Source organism: Usitatibacter rugosus, from assembly GCF_013003965.1.
Taxonomy (GTDB): Bacteria; Pseudomonadota; Gammaproteobacteria; order Burkholderiales; family Usitatibacteraceae; genus Usitatibacter; species Usitatibacter rugosus.
The window spans coordinates 1,305,025-1,322,760 of sequence record NZ_CP053069.1 but is presented as its reverse complement, the minus strand read 5'-3'; the positions used below and the strand labels follow the sequence as shown (position 1 = coordinate 1,322,760).

The window sequence follows — 17,736 nt, the reverse complement described above, 5'->3', positions numbered from 1 at the left end:
GGTGCTACTTCGGGTGGGGAAAGTAGACGTACGACGAGGCGGGCGAATCCGACTCGCGCCGCTCCCGGGCGGTCTCGAGGTCCTGCGGGCGGTCCCACCAGGTGGCACGGAGCTTGCGACGCTGCTCCTCCAGCTGCGGATTGTGGGCGAGCAATTCCTTGAGGAACTTCGTGGCTTCGGATTCGTACATGGCTCGGGAGGACCGTTGATCGATTCGGCGATAATGGTAGCACCCACACCCGCGGGCGAGGCATGAGGCTCACCTATCCGCGCTCCTTCCTGTCGCTGCTGCTGATCGGCTTCACGATCGTGGCCGCACCGCTGCTCTTCGCGCTCTTCTCGAATGCCGTCGCGTTCGAGCGGCTGGCCGCGATCTCCGAGCAGGCGGTGCTCTCGGCGGTGAAGGTGACGCAATCGTCTCGCGCGCTCACGGGGAACGTGACGGCGCTCGAGCGCTCGGCCCGCCAGTACGCGGTCGCCGGCGAGGCGACGTTCCTGGAGGCCTACCGCGCCAACCGTTCGGCGTTCCAGGGCGCGGTGAAGCAGCTGGAGGAAATGGCGCTCACGGACGAGCAGCGCGGTGAGCTCACGTCGCTCTCCCGTCAGGAAGAGTCGATCGCCGCCGCCATCGGCCGCAGTGCACCCACGCCGGATCTTTCGATTCGCCTCGCGAGCGAGTTCGCGCAGCTCTCCACGCGTGCCCAGGCCCTGGTGCGCCTCGGCGACCTCGTCATCGACGAGGGCATCGAGGAGCTGCGGGTCCAAGCCGTCAAGTCCCGCAACCGCGTCTTCTGGCTGATGATCGCGATGATCCCCACCGCCATCCTGCTCATCGCGTCGTTCACCTTCCTCATCGCGAAGCCGATCTCACAGGTGAGCGCGGGCATCCGCGGGCTGGGCGAGGGACAGTTCGCGCGTCCGATCCGCATCGAAGGCCCGGGCGACATGGTGCGGCTCGGCGAGCAGCTCGATTGGCTGCGGGAGCGCCTCGTGACGCTCGAGGCGCAGAAGACGCGCTTCCTGCAGCACCTCTCGCACGAGCTGAAGACGCCGCTCACGGCGCTGCGCGAGGGCTCCGACCTCCTCTTCTCCGGCGTGGTGGGAAATTTGAATCCGGAGCAGCGCGAGATCGCGCGCATCCTGCAGGAGAACTCGATCGAGCTGCGCCGCCTGATCGAGGGCCTGCTCAACTACAGCGCCGTCCACCACCAGGCCTCGTACATCGACGCGAAGATCGTGCAGCTGCGCGAGGTGGTCCGCCGCGTCGTCAACGACCGGAAGCTCGCGCTGGTGGCGAAGGGAATCCGAATCGAGCTCAACTGCGAGAACGTCACCGCGTTCTGCGACGAAGAGAAGGTCCGCGTGCTCCTCGACAACCTGATGTCCAACGCCGTGCGGTTCTCCCCCGAGCGCGGCCTCATCTCGATCAAGCTCTACAAGGATGCCGCCGACGCGGTGTTCGAAGTGCTCGACGAAGGCCCGGGCATCCCGGAATCCGAGCGCGACAAGGTCTTCGACGCCTTCTTCCGCGGGACCGACGCGCCCGTCTCCGCGATCAAGGGCAGCGGCCTGGGCCTGTCGATCGTGAAGGAGTACGTGCAGCTCCACAAAGGGCAGGTGGAGATCCTGGAAGGCCCCGGAGCGCACTTCCGCATCCGCATTCCCCGGAAGAGAGACATGGAGGAGGCCGCATGAGGCGGAGCCTGAAATACCTCGGAACCCTCCTGCTGGCCGCCACCCTCGGCGCCTGCAGCGTCCTGCCCGAGTCCTCGACGTCCACCACCGCACCGCCTCCGCCCCGCCCGCCCTCCACCGCCGACGAGCTGGTGGCCTACCTGGCGCGGCTCCGCGACCTGGACGACACCGGCCTCACGCTCGAGGCCACGCGCCAGCGGGAGTTCATCAAGCAGCAGCCCGGCGAGGTGAGCCGCCTCAAGCTCGCCCTGGCGCTCTCGGCCCTGCAATCGGAGGAAAGCGAGATCCTGATGCTCGTGGAGCCGCTGGCCCGGGAGCCGAAGGGAATCGATCCGGATGTGCGTGCGATGGCAAGCTTCTTGCAACACCAGACGGTCGAACGCCGGAAATTGAAGGAAACCGCGGCGGCCGCCGGTACAAAAGCCAAGGATGACCGGCGGGCCCTCGAGTCCCAGCGGCAGCGCGCGGACACGCTCCAGGAGCGAAACGCGCAGCTGCAGCAGAAGCTCGATGCGCTGACGAACCTGGAAAAAAGCCTCTCGGGGCGCAAGGGAAATTGATGTCGAAGGAAGGCAAGGCTTCGCTGCTGCTGGTCGACGACGATCCGGATCTCCTCCGGCTCCTCTCCATTCGCCTGAAGGCCAACGGATACGCGGTGACGGCGGTCGAGAGCGGGCAGCGCGCGCTCGCGTCCATCTCGCACTCGCGTCCCGAGCTCGTGCTCACGGATCTGCGCATGGACGGCATGGACGGCATGGCGCTCTTCCAGGAGATCCAGGCCTCTTATCCCGGGTTGCCGGTGATCATCCTCACCGCGCACGGATCGATTCCCGAAGCCGTGACCGCCGTGAATCGCGGCGTCTTCGGCTACCTCACCAAGCCCTACGATGCCGACGAGCTGCTGGCGCAGATCGAGCGCGCGCTCACCCTGCATGGCGGGGCGCTGCGCTCCGGCGGCGGCCAGGTGTGGCGCGAGGATCTCGTCACGCGCTCCTCGCTGATGGAAGACCTGCTCGCGAAGGCGCAGCGTGTTGCCGCGGGCGACGCGAGCATCCTCATCCAGGGCGAGAGCGGCACGGGCAAGGAATTGCTCGCGCGAGCCATCCATCGCGCCAGCCCGCGCGCCAACCATGCCTTCGTCGCGATCAACTGCGGCGCCATCCCCGAGACGCTGCTGGAGAGCGAGCTCTTCGGCCACACCAAGGGCTCGTTCACGGGCGCGATCGCCGACCAGCGCGGCCTGTTCGTCGCGGCCGACAAGGGAACGCTGTTCCTCGACGAGATCGGCGACATGCCGCTCGCCCTCCAGGTGAAGCTGCTGCGCGTGATCGAGACGCGCGAGGTCCGGCCCATCGGCGCCACGCGCGCCATTCCGTTCGACGTGCGCATCATCTCCGCGACCCATCGCGACCTCGCGCGCGAGAAGGAGACGGGCGGCTTCCGCGAGGATCTCTACTACCGGCTGAACGTCGTCACGCTGCGCCTGCCTTCGCTCGCCGAACGGCCCGAAGACATCCCGATGCTCGCCGATCATTTCCTCGAGAAGCTCGCGCCGCGCTATGGACGCGAGAAGTCCGCGTTCGCGCCGGAAGCGCTCGAGCTCCTCGTGAAGGCGAAGTGGCCGGGCAACGTGCGCCAGCTCTACAACGTGGTCGAGCAGTCGATCGCGCTCTGCCCGACGCAGATCATCCCGCAGGCCTTCGTCGAGCAGGCCATTCAAGTGGAAATGCACGAGATGACGTCGTTCGAGGACGCGAGGAAGCGCTTCGAGCGCGACTACCTCACGCGCATCCTCAAGCTCACCAAGGGAAGCGTCACGCAGGCGGCGAAACTCGCGCGGCGCAACCGCACGGAGTTCTACAAACTGCTGCAGCGCCACGGCATCGAGGCCGCGCTTTTCAAGCCGGACGTCAAATGACACCCTGTCGTTTTTCAGCGACATGAATTTTCGTAACTAAATCAACACGATAGGCCAATACAGCCCACCCCCTGTCGCCGGAACCCGACACATTGGTGGGTACTCACCGTAACGCCAGAACTGTGACAAATGTCATATCGTTGGGATTCAGGGACTTGGACAATGTGGCATCGACCTTGCTGAATAGCTGTGAGCACTCCCCCGGGAGTGTCGCTCCCTCCCGAAGGGAGCGATGACCGAAGCGGTTCCATCCCCCCGCCAAGTCATTCACCCTCCTGTATTTAAGAGTGCGCCTTGTGGGGCAGGTTTCCTGCCCCTTTTTTTTGCCCTTTTTTCCCGTGAGGATGGCGCCATGGCCACCGAGCGCTGGACGAACGAGGAGGGCAAGGCGCTCACCCTGCGCCCGCTGGTCCCTGCCGACTTCGACATCGCCCGCGAGGCCCTGCGGCGGCTGTCGCCGCGCTCGCGCTACCTGCGCTTCTTCATCCGCGCCTGGAAGCCGAACGACGAGCGCCTGCGCAAGACCGTCGATCCCGATCCGAAGCTGGCCCACGCACTCATCGTGACGGCCGAGGACGCCGGCCGCGAGATCGCCGTGGGCGCGGGCCAGTTCTTCGTCGTCGCTCCGGGGGACCGCGCCGAGTTCGCGCTGCTGCTGGCCGACGAGTGGCAGGGCAGCGGCATCGGCACGCGCATGTTGCGGGCCTTGGTCGACGAGGCGCGGCGGCGGGGACTACGCGAGCTCTTCGGAGAGATCCTCGCGGGCAATGCCGCGATGCTGGCGCTCGCCCGCAAGGTGGGTTTCTCCGTCACGCCCCATCCCGGCGACCGGGGCATCCGCGTAGCGAGCCTCGCGCTTGCTCCCGGAAGCGATCCTGGAAGCGAATCCTAGAAACGATAACGAACCGTGAGCGATCCCATGGCGTTGCGCGGCGGCGCCGGTTCGAAGAAGCGTCGATTGGCCTCGTTCACGATCACCGAGCCCGCGTAGTTGCGATCGGTCGCGTTCTCGAGACGAGCCAGGGCCGTGGCCTCCCAGTCGCCGAAGCGCCACGTATAGGCGAGGCGCAGGTTGGTCACGGTGACCGACGGCGCGCTGTCCTCGTTCGCATCGTTCACGAAGAGGCGCCCGGTGTGCACGACCTCGACGCCGGCCTGCAGGCCGGGCCAGGCGCGCGGCACCCACGCAAGCTCGGCGAACGCGCTCTTGTCGGGCGTGGCCGGAAGGAAGCCGCCGCTGTCGAACGTGGCATCCAGGCGCGTGGCGGAGAGGGTGTAGCGCAGGTCGCCGCCGAGCGGTCCATTGGCCGAGATCTCCGCGCCGCGCCGCGTGGTCCCGCCGGCGTTGCGAAAGGTCGAGCGGCCGCCGACGTTGGTGTCGACGACGATCTCGTCGCGCGTGCGGATCTCGTACACGGCCGCATCGATTGCGTGCGCGCCGACGCGCCACTTCACACCCAGCTCGCCGTGGCGGCTCTTGGAGGCGTTGAGGCTGGTGTTGAGGCCCGATGCCCCGTTGCGATACGCGAGCTCGGTGAAGGTCGGCGACTCGAAGCCGCGCCCGGCGTTGGCGTAGACATTCACCGACGGCGCGGCGTGCCAGGTGAGCCCGAGCGCGGGGCTGGTCGAGGTGAAGTCGAGCGAGCCGCTGTCGTCGGGGTTGCCGGGCGCGATGTAGTGGTCCTGCGTCTTGAAGTGAACGCCGCTGTAGCGGGCACCGCCGGCCAAGCTCCAGCGCTCGCCGAGGTCGAGCGTGGCGAGCACGAATGCGTCGCCGTTGTAGACGGTGTTGTCCTCGTCGCGCTTCAACGCCCCGCGCTGGCCGGCGTTGTTGATGTAGCCCTGGCGATCCTCTTCCATGCGGTCGTACTCGAGGCCCGCCACGACGCGCCCGCCGATTCCGGCATCCCAGGTGAAGCGGCGCGCGACCTGCGCGGCTGCACCGGCATAGATGCGCTCGAACACGACGATGCCGCCCGCCGAAGTCGGCGCGACCTGGTTCGCCAGCGGCGTGGAGAGCGCGTTCTCGAGATCGCGCTGGCCCACGTAGGCCCGCGCGGTGAATTGCGTGCGGTCGTCGAACGCATGCTCGAGCACCGTGCCCACCTGCTTCTGGCGCACGGTCTTGCTCGCGTCCTGCGTGTAGGCGATCGCGGGAGCCTGGCGCGGGTTCTCCTCCCACTGCGCGCGCGTGAGCCCGAGAGGATCGAGCGAATGCGGCTGGTCCAGCACGTTCACCACGGTCTCCAGCCGCGTGGCCCCGCTCACGTCCCAGCGCCACTTGGCGTTCAGCTGGTCGCGGCGCGCCTCGCTGTGGTCGCGATAGCCGTCGGTGGAGAACGTCGCGGCGTCGACCGTGTAGGCATGCGCTCCGCTGGATCCGGAGAACTGCAGGTCGTAGCGCTGTGCGTCATAGGAGCCGATCGAGCCGCCCGCGGTCAGCGTCGGTTGCGGCGAGCCGGCCTCGGAGAAGGCCTGCACGACCCCGCCGGCCGAGTTCCCGTAGAGGAGTGCGAGCGGGCCGCGCAGCACCTCGATGCGGCTCGTGGACGACAGCATGATGTTCGACGCCTGGCCCTGGCCGTCCGGCATGGTCGCGGGAATGCCGTCGACGACGAGGCGCACACCGCGGATGCCGAAGGTCGAGCGCGAACCGAAGCCGCGGATCGAGAGCTGGAGATCCTGCGCGTAGTTCTGGCGATTCAGGATCGTGAGGCCGGGCACGCGCGAGAGCGCCTCGGAGAGGTTCACCTGCGGGCCCGCGAGGCGGATCACCGAGCCGTCGACGACGCTCACCGAGGCGGGCGTGTCGAACACGCGCGTCTCGCCGCGCGTTGCGGTGACGACAATCGGATCGAGGGGAACCGGATCTTCTGCGCCCGGTGACTGGGCCGCAACCGGCAACGCGGCGAACGCCGCGGTCAACGCAAGGGAACCCTTCAAGGCTTCTTCTTCAGCTCGATGGCGATGGCCGAATAATACGCGGCCAGCTCGGCGATCTCCGCGTCGGTGAGCGGCTTCGCGATCACGCCCATCACCTCGTGCGTGCGCTTGCCGCTGCGATAGGCACGCAGCTGGTCACGCACGTAGATCTCGGGTTGTCCCGCGAGGTTGGGTGCGTCCGGCTGGACGCTCAGGCCTTCCACGCCGTGGCAGGCGACGCACAGCCTGGCCTTTTCAGGAGGAGCTGCGGCCGCGGCGCCCGAGAGCGCCGCGACCAGCAGGATGGATACCGCTCGCCTCACCGGGCGGGCGGCGCCTCGCCGACGTAGACGACGCGGTAGATGGCGCCCGCGAAGTCGTCGGAGATGAGCATCGAGCCGTCCTTCATCATCGCCACGTCCACCGGGCGCCCGCGATACAGGCCCGTCTCGGCGTCGAGCCAGCCGTCGGCGAAGACTTCCGTCTTGTCGGCGGTGCCATCGGCCTTGAGGCTGGTGAACATGATGCGGGCCCCGATCGGCGTCGTGCGGTTCCAAGAGCCGTGCTGCGCGCTGAAGAGCCCGCCGCGGTACTTCGCGGGGAACTTGTTGCCCGTGTAGAACGCGAGCCCGAGATCCGCGGCGTGCGCATCCATGTACACCTGCGGGTTCGTCACGTTGTTCGGCAGCGGATCCTTGTCGTAGCCGAACTCGGTGATGCGGGTCTTGCCCTGGATCCACGGATAGCCGAAGAACTGGCCGGCCTGCGTCGCGCGGTTGATCTCGCCCGCGGGGATGTCGTCACCCATCCCGTCGGTCTGGTTGTCGGTGAACCAGAGCGTGTTGTCCTTCGGGTTGAACTCCAGGCCGACCGAGTTGCGGATGCCGCGTGCGTAGACCTCGCGCTTGCTGCCGTCGAAAGCGTTCATGCGCACGATGCCGCCGATGCCCCACTCGTCGAAGATCTTCAGCTTCTCGCGCGGCTGCACGTTGAACGGCTGGCCCAGCGTGATGTAGAGCAGACCGTCCTTGCCCACGCGGCAGGTGCGCGCCCCGTGGTTGTACGACTCCTCTTCCACGGGGATCAGCTTGCCCTGCGGCACCACCTCGATCACCGCGACGTCCGGGCCTTCATAGAAGAACTCGGCCGCGGGGAAGTTCAGCACGCGGTTGTGGTCGATTACGAGGAGGAAGCCGTCCCTCGTCCAGCACACGCCGTTGGGCACGCTGAACTTGAGCGAGGGCGCGAACGCCTTCACTTCGTCGGCCACGCCGTCGCTGTTGCGGTCGGTCACCGCCCACACCGTGGTTTTCCGCGTGCCGACAAACAGCATGTTCGTCGACGGCGCGACCGCCATGTGGCGTGCGTCCGGGACGATGGCGTACAGGTCGATCTTGAAGCCCGGCGGCAGCTTGACCCGCTTCAGGTTCTCGCGGATCGCCGTGGCATTCGGTCCGGTTTGCAGCACGGGCGGGATGTTCAGGTCCGTGCCCGAGACCTTCATCTGCTTCAGCTTCTCGATGTTGGGCGCCTGGGCGGAAGCCGGGATCGAGAATCCGATCGCGAGCGAGCCGACCAGCGCACAGCAAAGCGCGGCGTGGCGGTTCATGCGTTCTCTCCTCTGAGTGGCCCTCAGGACGGGGCCTTCGAAGATCGTACGCCTGGCGACCCCGGTGTCAAACCGGGGACCCACCACGCCGGTATGCAGCGCCGTTACTTAATCCGGCAGCGCGTTCAGCAGGTACATCATCAGCAGCGGCGGCGTGGGCTTGCCCAGCGGCGAGAGCCACTGCGCGTAGATCTGGTCGATCTCCGTGCGATAGACGTTGGCGAGGATGCGATCCACGGCGAGGCGGAAGTCGGGATCGCCCCGGCGCAGCACCAGGCCGTACGGCTCCATCGAGAGGTCCTCGCCGAACACCACGAGCCCCTGCGCGCCGCCGCCGCCATAGAAGGTACCCACGAGCACGGTGCGGTCGCCGGCCATCGCGTCGACCTTGCCGGCCTTCAGCAGCTCGAAAGCCTCGGCCACCGTCTTGGTCTTCACGATCTCCGCTTTCAGCGAACGGCGAGCAAGCGCGCGTTCCACGGCACCGACCGTCGTCGTGTTCTCGGCAACGGCGATCTTCTTGCCCGCCATCTGCACCATGGTGTTGGCCGACGACTCGCGGCCCATCAGCGTCGAGGAGTCCACGAAGATGGGGACGCTGAACTCGACCTTCTCGCGGCGCCCGAGGGAGGTCGTCGTGGTGCCGCACTCGAGGTCCACCTTCCCCGAGGCCACGGCCGTCACGCGATCGGCCGGCGTGAGAGCGACCCATTCGGTCTTCAGGTCCGCCAGCTTCAGCTGCTTCGCCACGCCCGCGGCGACGCGCTTGCAGAGCTCGACGGAGTAGCCAGCGACCTCGCCGCCCTCCGCCTTCTTCCACGAGAACGGGACGGAGGTCTCGGAATAGCCGAGGCGGATGGTGCCGCGCTTCTTGATGTCGTCGAGCGTGCCGGCCTGGGCCGACGCGATCAGGCCGGCGCAAAGGATGCCGGCGAGGGCAATACGTTTCATTCGGGGGACTCCCTGGAGGGTGGAAGCGCCATTATCCACGCCCCCGCCGGGACCCGCTTCCGCTACGGGCTTCCTTACACCTGTATTCCTCGGTGAATCCCCTTTGTGATCAGTCACACACGCGTCCGCGGCCCTCGCCGATACGATGCCCGGCATCCCATATGAACAACGTTGCAACACAACAAGAAAGAAAGTGACGATGCGCACATTTCTGCTGATTGCCGCCCTGCTCCCCCTGGGTGCCGCCCTGGCCCAGCCGGCGAACAACAACGTCTCCAGCGCCGCGATCTCGGCGAAGGCGGCCGCCGCCTCGTCCCCGAAGGCCGTGCCCCCCGGAGCGAATCCCTTCCGCATCGGCAACAGCGGCCCGTCGAGCGGACCCAACTCCGCCTCGATGCTCGAGCTCCTCGACGGCGCCAAGCTCTACTTCGACATGGTCAACGAGACCGGCGGCGTGAAGGGCCGGAAGATCGAGGTCCTTCAGCGTGACGACAACTTCGAGGTGACCCGGACCATCAAGAACGTCGAGCAGCTGGTCGACGTCGATCACGTGGACGCGCTGCTGCTCGTGCGCGGCACGCCGCACAACGAAGCCATCCTGCCGATCATCGACAAGGCCGGCGTGCCCCTCATCGGCCCGTCCACCGGCGCGATGGTGCTGCACAAGCCGGTGAAGAAGATGGTCTTCAACGTCCGCACCGCCTACCGCTCCGAAGCGACGAAGCTCGCCTCCTTCCTCGCCCTGCTCGGCAAGCAGCGCATCGCGCTCATCCACGTGCAGGACTCGTTCGGCGACGATGTGGCCGAAGGCATCGTGGCCGGCCTCGCCGAGCGCAACCTGAAGCCGATCGGCGTCTACAAGTTCGACCGCAAGACGGTCGACATCGCGAAGCTGGTCCCGGACGTGAAGAAGGCGAACCCCGATTCCATCGTGCTGATCGGCGCCGGCCAGGCCGTGGCCACGGGCATCGAGGCCCTGCGCGGCCAGGGCGTGATGGCTCCGGTGGCCACCGTCTCCAACAATGCGTCGACCGGATTCGTGAAGTCGCTCGGCGGAAACGCGACCGGCGTGATGGTCACGCAGGTCTTCCCCGACGAGCGCGTGGCCAACGTACCCCTCGCGCGCGAAGCGACCCGCCTGGCCCAGAAACGCAACATGCAGCTCACCCCCGCCATGATGGAGGGCTACGCGGCGGCCAAGGTGACGGTGGAGGCACTGCGCCGCTGCGCCGGCACGTGCACGCGCGCCGACCTGCAGCGCTCACTGGAAACCCTCGACATCGACCTGGGCGGCGTGCGCCTCGCCTACTCGCCCACCGACCACAGCGGGCTCGAATTCACCGACCTCTCGATCATCGACCGGTCGGGCGCCTTCCGCCGCTAGGGCAGCATCACCGGCGGGAAGGCGAAACGCTCAGTCGGCTTCCTCGATCCAGGTCATCTGGATCGCCTCGAGGATCTTCTCGCCCGAGCGCTTCGGGTCGTCGTCGAAGCCGTCGAGGGCCAGGACCCAGTTGCGAAGGTCGACGAAGTTCACGGCCTTCGGATCCACGTCGGGATGCTTCTCGCAGAGCGCGATGGCGATCTCGCGCGTGTCGACCCACTTCATTTCTCGTGCCTTTCGAAGGATGGATCCCTGCCTTCGCGGGGATGGCGAGATGCTACTTGCTCTCGCTCACCTGGTTCAGCGTGTACTTGGGAATCTCGATAGTGAGCGGTGAGCCGTCCACGCGCGCCTGGCAGGAAAGCCGCGAGGTGAGCTCGAGGCCCCAGGCCTTGTCGAGGAGGTCGTCTTCCTTGTCGCTCGCGGTCTCGAGGGAATTGAAGCCCTCGCGCACGATCACGTGGCACGTGGTGCAGGCGCACGACTTCTCGCACGCATGCTCGATCTCGATGCCGTTCTCGAGCAGCACGTCGCAGATCGAGCGGCCCTCCGCGGCCTCGATCACCTTGCCGCCCGGGCACAGCGTCTCGTGCGGCAGGACGGTGAGCTTGGTCATCGCGAGGCGACCTCGTCCACGGTGCGCCCCGTGAAGGCCGTGGCGACCGCGCGATTCATGCGGCGCGCGGCGAAGGCTTCGCTGCCGTGGTTCACGGCCTCGATCGCCGCCTTCAGCGCCCGGTGGTCGGAGCCGAGGCGCGCGGCCTCCAGCTTCGCGAGCAATCCGTCCAGCGAAGCGCGCTCTTCCTTCGAGAGGAGGTCGCCGTCCTTGGCGAGCGCCGTGCCGACCGCGGCGATCATCGCCTCGGCCTCGACCTGCTGCTCACCCAGCGCCCGCGCGTCGCGATCGCCCTCCGCGTGCACGAAGCCTTCCTGCAGCATGCGGGCGACCTCGTCGTCCGTGAGCCCGTACGAGGGCTTCACGACGATGGAGGACTCGACGCCGGTGGTCTTCTCGCGTGCGGAGACCGCGAGCAGGCCATCCGCGTCGACTTGAAAGGTGACCTGGATGCGCGCGGCACCGGCCACCATCGGCGGAATGCCGCGCAGCTCGAAGCGCGCGAGCGAACGGTTGTCGGCCACGAGCTCGCGCTCGCCCTGAACGACGTGGATCGCCATCGCCGACTGGCCGTCCTTGAACGTGGTGAATTCCTGCGCACGCGCGACGGGGATCGTGGAGTTGCGCGGGATGACGCGCTCGACCAGGCCGCCCATCGTCTCCAGCCCGAGCGAGAGCGGGATCACGTCGAGCAGCAGCCAGTCGTCGCCGGTGCGGTTGCCCGCGAGCACGTTGGCCTGGATCGCCGCGCCGAGCGCGACGACCTGGTCCGGGTCGAGATCCTTCAGCGCGGGCTTGCCGAAGAACTTCTCGACGCCCGCCTGCAGGTGCGGCATGCGCGTGGCGCCGCCGACCAGCACGACGCCTTCGATCTCCTCCACGCGGAGGTTCGCATCGCGCAGGGCCTTCCTCGTGGGCGAGAGCGTCTTCTGCACCAGGCTCGCGGTGATGTCCTGGAATTCCGCGCGCGTGAGATGAAGATGAACCTTCTGCCCGTGCGAGAGGGCCACGTGCGCATCGGCTTCGGTCGCGGTGGTCAGGGCTTCCTTCACCTGGCGCGCGGTCGCGAGCATCCTGCGCGTGTCGCGGCCCGACGCGTCGGCGAGCTGGTGGCGGGTGCGCCAGTGCGTCGCGATGGCCATGTCGAAGTCGTCGCCGCCCAGGGCCGAGTCGCCGTTGGTGGAGAGCACCTCGAACACGCCGCGCGTGAGGCGCAGGATCGAGATGTCGAAGGTGCCGCCGCCGAGATCGAAGATCGCGAAGGTGCCCTCGCTGCGATGGTCGAGGCCGTAGGCGATGGCCGCTGCCGTGGGTTCGTTCAGCAGCCGCAGCACGTTCAGGCCCGCGAGGCGCGCGGCATCCTTGGTGGCCTGGCGCTGCGCGTCGTCGAAGTACGCGGGAACCGTCACGACGGCACCGAAGAGCTCGCCGCCCAGCGCGCGCTCGGCCTGGTCCCGCAAGCGCTTCAGGATCTCCGCCGAGACCTGCACCGGCGAGCGCACGCCCGCGGCCGTCTCGATGCCGACCATGCCGCCGCCGCCGCGGAAGCGATAGGGAAGCGCGCCGTACTTGGCGACATCGGCCACGCCGCGGCCCATGAAGCGCTTCACGGAGACGATGGTGTTGGCGGGATCGTCGGCCTGCGCGGCCCGCGCCTCCTCGCCGACCACGATGGAACCGTCAGGCAGGTAGCGGACGATCGAGGGCAGCAGCGGACGGCCCGCCTCGTCGGCGATCACCTCCGAGGACCCGCTGCGGATGGTGGCCACGAGCGAATGCGTGGTGCCGAGGTCGATGCCGACCGCGCGGCGGTGCTGGTGCGGGTCCGGGGTCTCGCCCGGCTCGGAAATCTGCAGCAATGCCATCGGTCAACACTCCACCGTTTCGCGCAGCGCGTGGCACACCACGCTGCTCGCGACGCGGCGATAGAGATCGTCGCCCGAGTGGCCGCATTCCTCCCAGCACGAGTAGGCGAGCTTGATGTCGTGCTCGTCGGTGCATCGGATCGCCCGCGCGTGGATGTCCTTCCAGGCGAGCGCGTCGCTGCCCTTCAGCGCCTCGCCTTCGGCGGCGGGACTGCCCGCGCCGAGGTAGGCCGCGACGACCGCCTGCCACAGCTGCGCGGTGGCGAGCGCGGGGGCGGACGAGAACGGCGCCAGCAATCGGAACGCATGCGTGCCGGTGACGCCGTGCAGCATCGTGAAGTCCGTGGACGCCGCGTAGACGCGGATCATGGCCGCGGCGATCGAGGCCACCGAGAGCTTCGCGGGATCCACGCGGGCGACGAGGCCTGCGAAGGCCGGGTCGCGCGAGGCGGACTGCAGGCGCTCGGCGATGTTCTTGCCGGGAAAGCGATGCTTCGCGAAGCGCGGATCGCGCGAGATCGCGATCAGCACCTCGTGCGGCGTCTCGCTGCCCGTGAGCGCGGGCGGCGCGGGCAGCGGCTCGAAGGCGAGCGTCCAATAGGCGAGCGCATGCGCCATCTCCCGGTCGCTGCCCGATTCGAGCGCGAAGGCCGTGCGGATCGCGCCATGGAAGGCTCCGCTGCCGGTCCCGGTGACGAGGTGACCGATCGTGGAGCGCAGGACCGCGTCGCGGCCCTCGAGCGCGATGCGTTGCGCGAAAGCTTCCACGGCCTGCGCGAAGCGCGGATCGTTGCCGATCGGCTCCAGGTGCGTCTCGACGTGCTGCGCCTCGAAGCGCTCCAGCGTCGCCTCGTCCGCACCCATGCGGTCCAGTGAGGCGAGCGCCATCGGCAGGTGGTTGGCGAGGTAGCCGCGATAGAAGGCGCCGAAGCGATGCGCCGCCTCGATCCGTGCAACCGTCGAAGGCTTGAGGCTCATCGCGCTTCCTCGTGCATCAGCTCGAGCGCCTCGTCGAGCTCCTCGTCCAGTTTCTCGAGGAAGCGGAGCTTCCTCACGAGCGAGCAGCCCGCGTCGTAGTTATGGTCGGCGTCGAGGGCGCGGCCAAGCTGGCGGATCATGTCGTCGCGGCTGGCCGCCAGGGTCTTGTGCAGGCCCTGGAGGGCGGAAGCGTCGCGGGCGGCGCGCGCCTCGGCGGCGGCCTCGCGCAGCTCCATCTGCTCCATCAGGAAATCGGGCGGCATGGAAGTGTTGGTCTCTTCGCCGGTGTCGAACCCCTTGAGCGAGAGCATGTAGCGAGCCCGGGCGACGGGATCCTTGAGGGTTCGGTACGCCTCGTTGGCGCGCGTGGCCCATTGCATGGCGAGGCGCTTGTCGGTGCCCGAGCCGGCGGCGAACTTGTCGGGGTGCACGCGGGACTGCAGCTCGCGGTAGGCACGCTCGAGCTTGGGAGCATCGATCGCGAAAGCGACCGGCAGTCCCATCAGCTCGAAGTGGTTCGCGCCCTCATTCAAACGTTGAACGACTCACCGCAGCCGCAGCGATCCTTCTCGTTCGGGTTGTTGAACTTGAAGCCTTCGTTGAGGCCTTCCTTCACGAAGTCGAGCTCGGTGCCGTCGAGGTAGGCAAGGCTCTTCGGGTCGATCAGCACCTTCACGCCGTTCGATTCGAATTCCTGGTCGCCATCCTGCGCGGTGTCGGCGAACTCGAGCTTGTACGCAAGACCCGAGCAGCCGGTCGTCTTCACGCCCAGGCGAAGGCCGATACCTTTCCCACGCTTCGCGATATAGCGCTGAACGTGGTCGGCCGCAGCAGAGGTAAGAGTGACCGCCATGTCAGTCCGCCGCCCTCAAACCGGGCTTCTCCGTGTTCTCCGTGCTCTCCGGGGTTCCATGCTTCTTGCGGTAGTCCGCGACAGCGGCCTTGATCGCATCTTCCGCAAGGATGGAGCAGTGGATCTTCACGGGGGGGAGTGCCAGCTCCTCCGCGATCTGCGTATTGCGGATGGTCTCCGCCTCGGCGAGCGTCTTGCCCTTCACCCACTCGGTCACGAGCGAGGAAGAAGCGATGGCCGAGCCGCAGCCGTACGTCTTGAACTTCGCATCGGCGATGCGCCCGTCCGGGCCCACCTTGATTTGAAGCTTCATCACGTCGCCGCACGCAGGTGCGCCCACCATGCCGGTGGCCACGCCCGACTCGTCCTTGCCGAAGGAGCCGACGTTGCGCGGGTTCTCGTAGTGATCGATGACTTTTTCGCTGTATGCCATTTTAGGTGCTCCTCAGTCTTGCTCTAGTGCGCGGCCCACTGGACCGTATTGAGGTCGATGCCGTCCTTGTACATCTCCCACAGCGGGCTCATCTCGCGGAGCTTGCCGATGCGCTCCTTGAGAAGCTTCACCGCGAAGTCGATGTCGGCCTCGGTCGTGAAACGGCCGAGGGTAAAGCGGATGGAGCTGTGCGCGAGCTCATCGTTCCTGCCCAGCGCACGCAGCACGTACGAGGGCTCGAGCGACGCCGAGGTGCACGCGGAGCCCGACGAAACCGCCAGCTCCTTGATGCCCATGATCAGCGACTCGCCCTCGACGAAGTTGAAGCTCACATTGAGGTTATGCGGGACGCGTTGCTCGAGGTCGCCGTTCACGTAGACCTCTTCCATGTCCTTCAGGCCCGCGAGCAGGCGGTCGCGCAGCATGCGGATGCGCTCGCCCTCGGTGGCCATCTCCTCACGCGCGATGCGAAACGCCTCGCCCATGCCGACGATCTGGTGCGTGGGCAGCGTGCCCGAGCGGAAGCCCTTCTCGTGGCCGCCGCCGTGCATCTGCGCTTCGAGGCGCACGCGCGGCTTGCGGCGGATGTAGAGCGCGCCGATGCCCTTCGGGCCGTACGTCTTGTGCGCGCTGAAGCTCATGAGGTCGACCTTCAGCTTCTCGAGGTCGATCGGCGCCTTGCCGGTGGACTGCGCGGCATCGACGTGGAAGATGATGCCCTTGGAGCGCGTGATCTCGCCGATCTCCGCGATGGGCTGGATCACGCCGATCTCGTTGTTCACGTGCATGATCGAGACGACGATCGTGTCGGGGCGGATCGCGGCCTTGAACACCTCGAGGTCGAGCAGGCCATCCGGCTTCGGATCGAGGTACGTGACCTCGAAGCCCTGGCGCTCCAGCTCGCGCATCGTGTCGAGCACGGCCTTGTGCTCGGTCTTCATCGTGATGAGGTGCTTGCCCTTCGTCTTGTAGAAGAAGGCGGCGCCCTTGATCGCGAGGTTGTCGCTCTCGGTGGCCCCGGAGGTCCACACGATTTCCTTGGCATCGGCGTTCACGAGCTTCGCGACTTCCGCGCGCGCGTTCTCCACCGCTTGCTCGGCTTCCCACCCGAAGGCGTGGCTGCGCGAGGCGGGATTGCCGAACTGCTCGGTGAGCCACGGGATCATCGCCTGCGCCACGCGCGGGTCGACCGGCGTGGTCGCCGAGTAATCGAGGTAGATGGGCCGCTTCATGTTCAGGCCGATACGGGTTCCGGCTTGGCGGGATTGCGCACCATCGCCACCGGGCGCGTGCGCTGCTTCTCGACCAGCTGCGAGAGCTTCACCGTCGACAGGAAGCCGTAGACGGTCTCGTTCAGCTCTTCCCAGAGGTCGTGCGTCATGCAGCGCTCGTTGTCGCGGCAGTTCTCGCGGCCGCTGCACTGCGTGGAATCGATCGGCTCCTCGACGGCGCAGATGATGTCGGCGACCGTGACTTCGGTGGCCGGGCGGGCGAGGTTGTAGCCGCCGCCGGGGCCGCGGACGCTTTCCACCAGCTCGCGCCGGCGGAGCTTGCCGAAGAGCTGCTCCAGGTACGACAGCGAGATCTTCTGGCGGCCGCTGATGCCCGAAAGCGTGACCGGCCCGTGTGTCGAGTTCAGCGCCAGGTCGAGCATGGCGGTGACCGCGAATCTACCCTTGGTGGTGAGTCTCATAGTGGCCTCATTCTAACAAATCCGACTAATTTAGTCGACTTTAGTTCTGGCGCCCCGGTAAGCCCTTGCTAACGCTGGCTGCCCGCCGAGCGCCGCCCGGATTCTTCAGCTGGTGTTTCAAGCGCTTGAATCCGAAGGAGAATCTCTTCCAACCGTCCGTCGATGTCATCGGACCGGGTTCCCAGGGCCTGGATCACCCGGTTCAGCGGATCATCCAGGTCCGCGCTGACGGCATACGCGTCGAAGGCCATGCGGCCCGCCTCCGACTTGCTGTTCATCTCCACGACCCGGGCGGGGATGCCCACGACGGTGGCCCCCGGGGGGACCGCTTTCACGACGACGGAGTTGGAGCCCACCTTGGCGCCGTCCCCGACGATGAAGGGGCCCAGGATCTTGGCCCCCGCGCCGACAACCACCCCCTTACCCAATGTGGGGTGCCTTTTGCCCTGATTCCAGGACACGCCGCCGAGCGTAACTCCGTGGTAAAGGGTGCAATCGTCGCCGATCTCCGCCGTTTCACCGATAACGACGCCCATCCCGTGGTCGATGAAGACCCGCCGGCCGATCGTGGCGCCAGGATGAATCTCGATGCCGGTGAAGAAGCGGCCGAAGTGGGAGCCCAGGCGGCCGAGCCACTTGAAGCCGGCATTCCAGAGGCCGTGGGAAATCCGGTGGAATTGCAGCGCGTGGAAGCCCGGATAGCACGTGAGCACCTCCCAGACCGTGCGGGCGGCCGGGTCGCGCTCGAAAACGCACTGGATGTCCTCGCGGATCTTTCGGAACATGGCTGGGCTCAGGGGGCGTCTGGACCGAATATAT

General features: G+C 67.2%; 20 protein-coding genes. 5 read left to right on the top strand and 15 right to left on the bottom strand.

Going from position 1 to position 17,736, the window contains the following annotated elements:
- Nucleotides 1-4: 4 nt before the first annotated feature.
- Nucleotides 5-190, bottom strand: a complete 186-nt coding sequence (locus DSM104443_RS06620) for a DUF3460 family protein (RefSeq protein WP_171090624.1) — start codon at nt 188-190, stop codon at nt 5-7.
- A 62-nt stretch (nt 191-252) separates the two neighbouring features.
- Here DSM104443_RS06620 and DSM104443_RS06615 point away from each other — a divergent pair, with 62 nt between their 5' ends.
- The 4 genes from DSM104443_RS06615 to DSM104443_RS06600 all read left to right on the top strand — a co-directional run bounded on the left by DSM104443_RS06615 (nt 253) and on the right by DSM104443_RS06600 (nt 4,505).
- On the top strand, nt 253-1,695 hold the full coding sequence (locus DSM104443_RS06615; protein ID WP_171090622.1) for a sensor histidine kinase: 1,443 nt from the start codon (nt 253-255) through the stop codon (nt 1,693-1,695).
- On the top strand, nt 1,692-2,255 hold the full coding sequence (locus DSM104443_RS06610) for a hypothetical protein (protein WP_171090619.1): 564 nt from the start codon (nt 1,692-1,694) through the stop codon (nt 2,253-2,255). Before DSM104443_RS06615 ends, DSM104443_RS06610 begins: the two co-directional genes overlap by 4 nt.
- Nucleotides 2,255-3,613 (top strand): sigma 54-interacting transcriptional regulator, encoded by a 1,359-nt coding sequence (locus DSM104443_RS06605; protein ID WP_171090617.1) that lies wholly within the window; start codon nt 2,255-2,257, stop codon nt 3,611-3,613. Before DSM104443_RS06610 ends, DSM104443_RS06605 begins: the two co-directional genes overlap by 1 nt.
- A gap of 352 nt (nt 3,614-3,965) precedes the next feature.
- Nucleotides 3,966-4,505 (top strand): GNAT family N-acetyltransferase, encoded by a 540-nt coding sequence (locus DSM104443_RS06600; RefSeq protein WP_171090615.1) that lies wholly within the window; start codon nt 3,966-3,968, stop codon nt 4,503-4,505.
- On the opposite strand, the gene DSM104443_RS06595 is transcribed toward DSM104443_RS06600, so the two are convergent.
- The 4 genes from DSM104443_RS06595 to DSM104443_RS06580 all read right to left on the bottom strand — a co-directional run bounded on the left by DSM104443_RS06595 (nt 4,502) and on the right by DSM104443_RS06580 (nt 9,095).
- Nucleotides 4,502-6,556, bottom strand: coding sequence for a TonB-dependent receptor family protein (locus DSM104443_RS06595; protein ID WP_171090614.1), 2,055 nt, complete (start codon nt 6,554-6,556; stop codon nt 4,502-4,504). The genes DSM104443_RS06600 and DSM104443_RS06595 overlap by 4 nt on opposite strands.
- A complete protein-coding gene (locus DSM104443_RS06590) occupies nt 6,553-6,858 on the bottom strand; it encodes a c-type cytochrome (protein WP_171090612.1) in 306 nt (101 codons plus the stop codon). The genes DSM104443_RS06595 and DSM104443_RS06590 overlap by 4 nt, the downstream gene beginning before the upstream one ends.
- Nucleotides 6,855-8,144, bottom strand: coding sequence for a PQQ-dependent sugar dehydrogenase (locus DSM104443_RS06585; protein ID WP_171090610.1), 1,290 nt, complete (start codon nt 8,142-8,144; stop codon nt 6,855-6,857). Before DSM104443_RS06585 ends, DSM104443_RS06590 begins: the two co-directional genes overlap by 4 nt.
- A gap of 108 nt (nt 8,145-8,252) precedes the next feature.
- A complete protein-coding gene (locus DSM104443_RS06580; RefSeq protein ID WP_171090608.1) occupies nt 8,253-9,095 on the bottom strand; it encodes an amino acid ABC transporter substrate-binding protein in 843 nt (280 codons plus the stop codon).
- A 199-nt stretch (nt 9,096-9,294) separates the two neighbouring features.
- Here DSM104443_RS06580 and DSM104443_RS06575 point away from each other — a divergent pair, with 199 nt between their 5' ends.
- A complete protein-coding gene (locus DSM104443_RS06575; RefSeq protein WP_171090606.1) occupies nt 9,295-10,479 on the top strand; it encodes an ABC transporter substrate-binding protein in 1,185 nt (394 codons plus the stop codon).
- A gap of 30 nt (nt 10,480-10,509) precedes the next feature.
- On the opposite strand, the gene iscX is transcribed toward DSM104443_RS06575, so the two are convergent.
- From iscX to cysE, 10 genes are all read right to left on the bottom strand, one after another.
- Nucleotides 10,510-10,704 (bottom strand): Fe-S cluster assembly protein IscX, encoded by a 195-nt coding sequence (gene iscX / locus DSM104443_RS06570; RefSeq protein WP_171090604.1) that lies wholly within the window; start codon nt 10,702-10,704, stop codon nt 10,510-10,512.
- A gap of 52 nt (nt 10,705-10,756) precedes the next feature.
- Entirely contained in the window at nt 10,757-11,095 is a 339-nt protein-coding gene (fdx, locus tag DSM104443_RS06565) for an ISC system 2Fe-2S type ferredoxin (RefSeq protein WP_171090602.1), read from the bottom strand.
- Entirely contained in the window at nt 11,092-12,960 is a 1,869-nt protein-coding gene (gene hscA / locus DSM104443_RS06560) for a Fe-S protein assembly chaperone HscA (RefSeq protein ID WP_171090599.1), read from the bottom strand. The genes fdx and hscA overlap by 4 nt, the downstream gene beginning before the upstream one ends.
- Before the next feature lie 3 nt (nt 12,961-12,963).
- A complete protein-coding gene (locus DSM104443_RS06555; protein ID WP_171090597.1) occupies nt 12,964-13,938 on the bottom strand; it encodes a questin oxidase family protein in 975 nt (324 codons plus the stop codon).
- Nucleotides 13,935-14,471, bottom strand: a complete 537-nt coding sequence (hscB, locus tag DSM104443_RS06550) for a Fe-S protein assembly co-chaperone HscB (RefSeq protein WP_281359549.1) — start codon at nt 14,469-14,471, stop codon at nt 13,935-13,937. Before hscB ends, DSM104443_RS06555 begins: the two co-directional genes overlap by 4 nt.
- Nucleotides 14,468-14,791: an iron-sulfur cluster assembly protein IscA gene (gene iscA / locus DSM104443_RS06545; protein ID WP_171090595.1), complete on the bottom strand. Its 324-nt coding sequence runs from the start codon at nt 14,789-14,791 to the stop codon at nt 14,468-14,470. Before iscA ends, hscB begins: the two co-directional genes overlap by 4 nt.
- Before the next feature lies 1 nt (nt 14,792).
- Nucleotides 14,793-15,224 carry a Fe-S cluster assembly scaffold IscU gene (gene iscU / locus DSM104443_RS06540; RefSeq protein ID WP_171090594.1) on the bottom strand — a complete coding sequence of 144 codons (432 nt, stop codon included), beginning with the start codon at nt 15,222-15,224 and terminating at the stop codon, nt 14,793-14,795.
- A 23-nt stretch (nt 15,225-15,247) separates the two neighbouring features.
- Nucleotides 15,248-16,456, bottom strand: coding sequence for an IscS subfamily cysteine desulfurase (locus DSM104443_RS06535; RefSeq protein ID WP_171090592.1), 1,209 nt, complete (start codon nt 16,454-16,456; stop codon nt 15,248-15,250).
- A 2-nt stretch (nt 16,457-16,458) separates the two neighbouring features.
- On the bottom strand, nt 16,459-16,917 hold the full coding sequence (gene iscR, locus DSM104443_RS06530; protein ID WP_171090590.1) for a Fe-S cluster assembly transcriptional regulator IscR: 459 nt from the start codon (nt 16,915-16,917) through the stop codon (nt 16,459-16,461).
- Between the two features lie 68 nt (nt 16,918-16,985).
- Nucleotides 16,986-17,702, bottom strand: a complete 717-nt coding sequence (gene cysE / locus DSM104443_RS06525) for a serine O-acetyltransferase (protein ID WP_171090588.1) — start codon at nt 17,700-17,702, stop codon at nt 16,986-16,988.
- Nucleotides 17,703-17,736 lie beyond the last annotated feature (34 nt).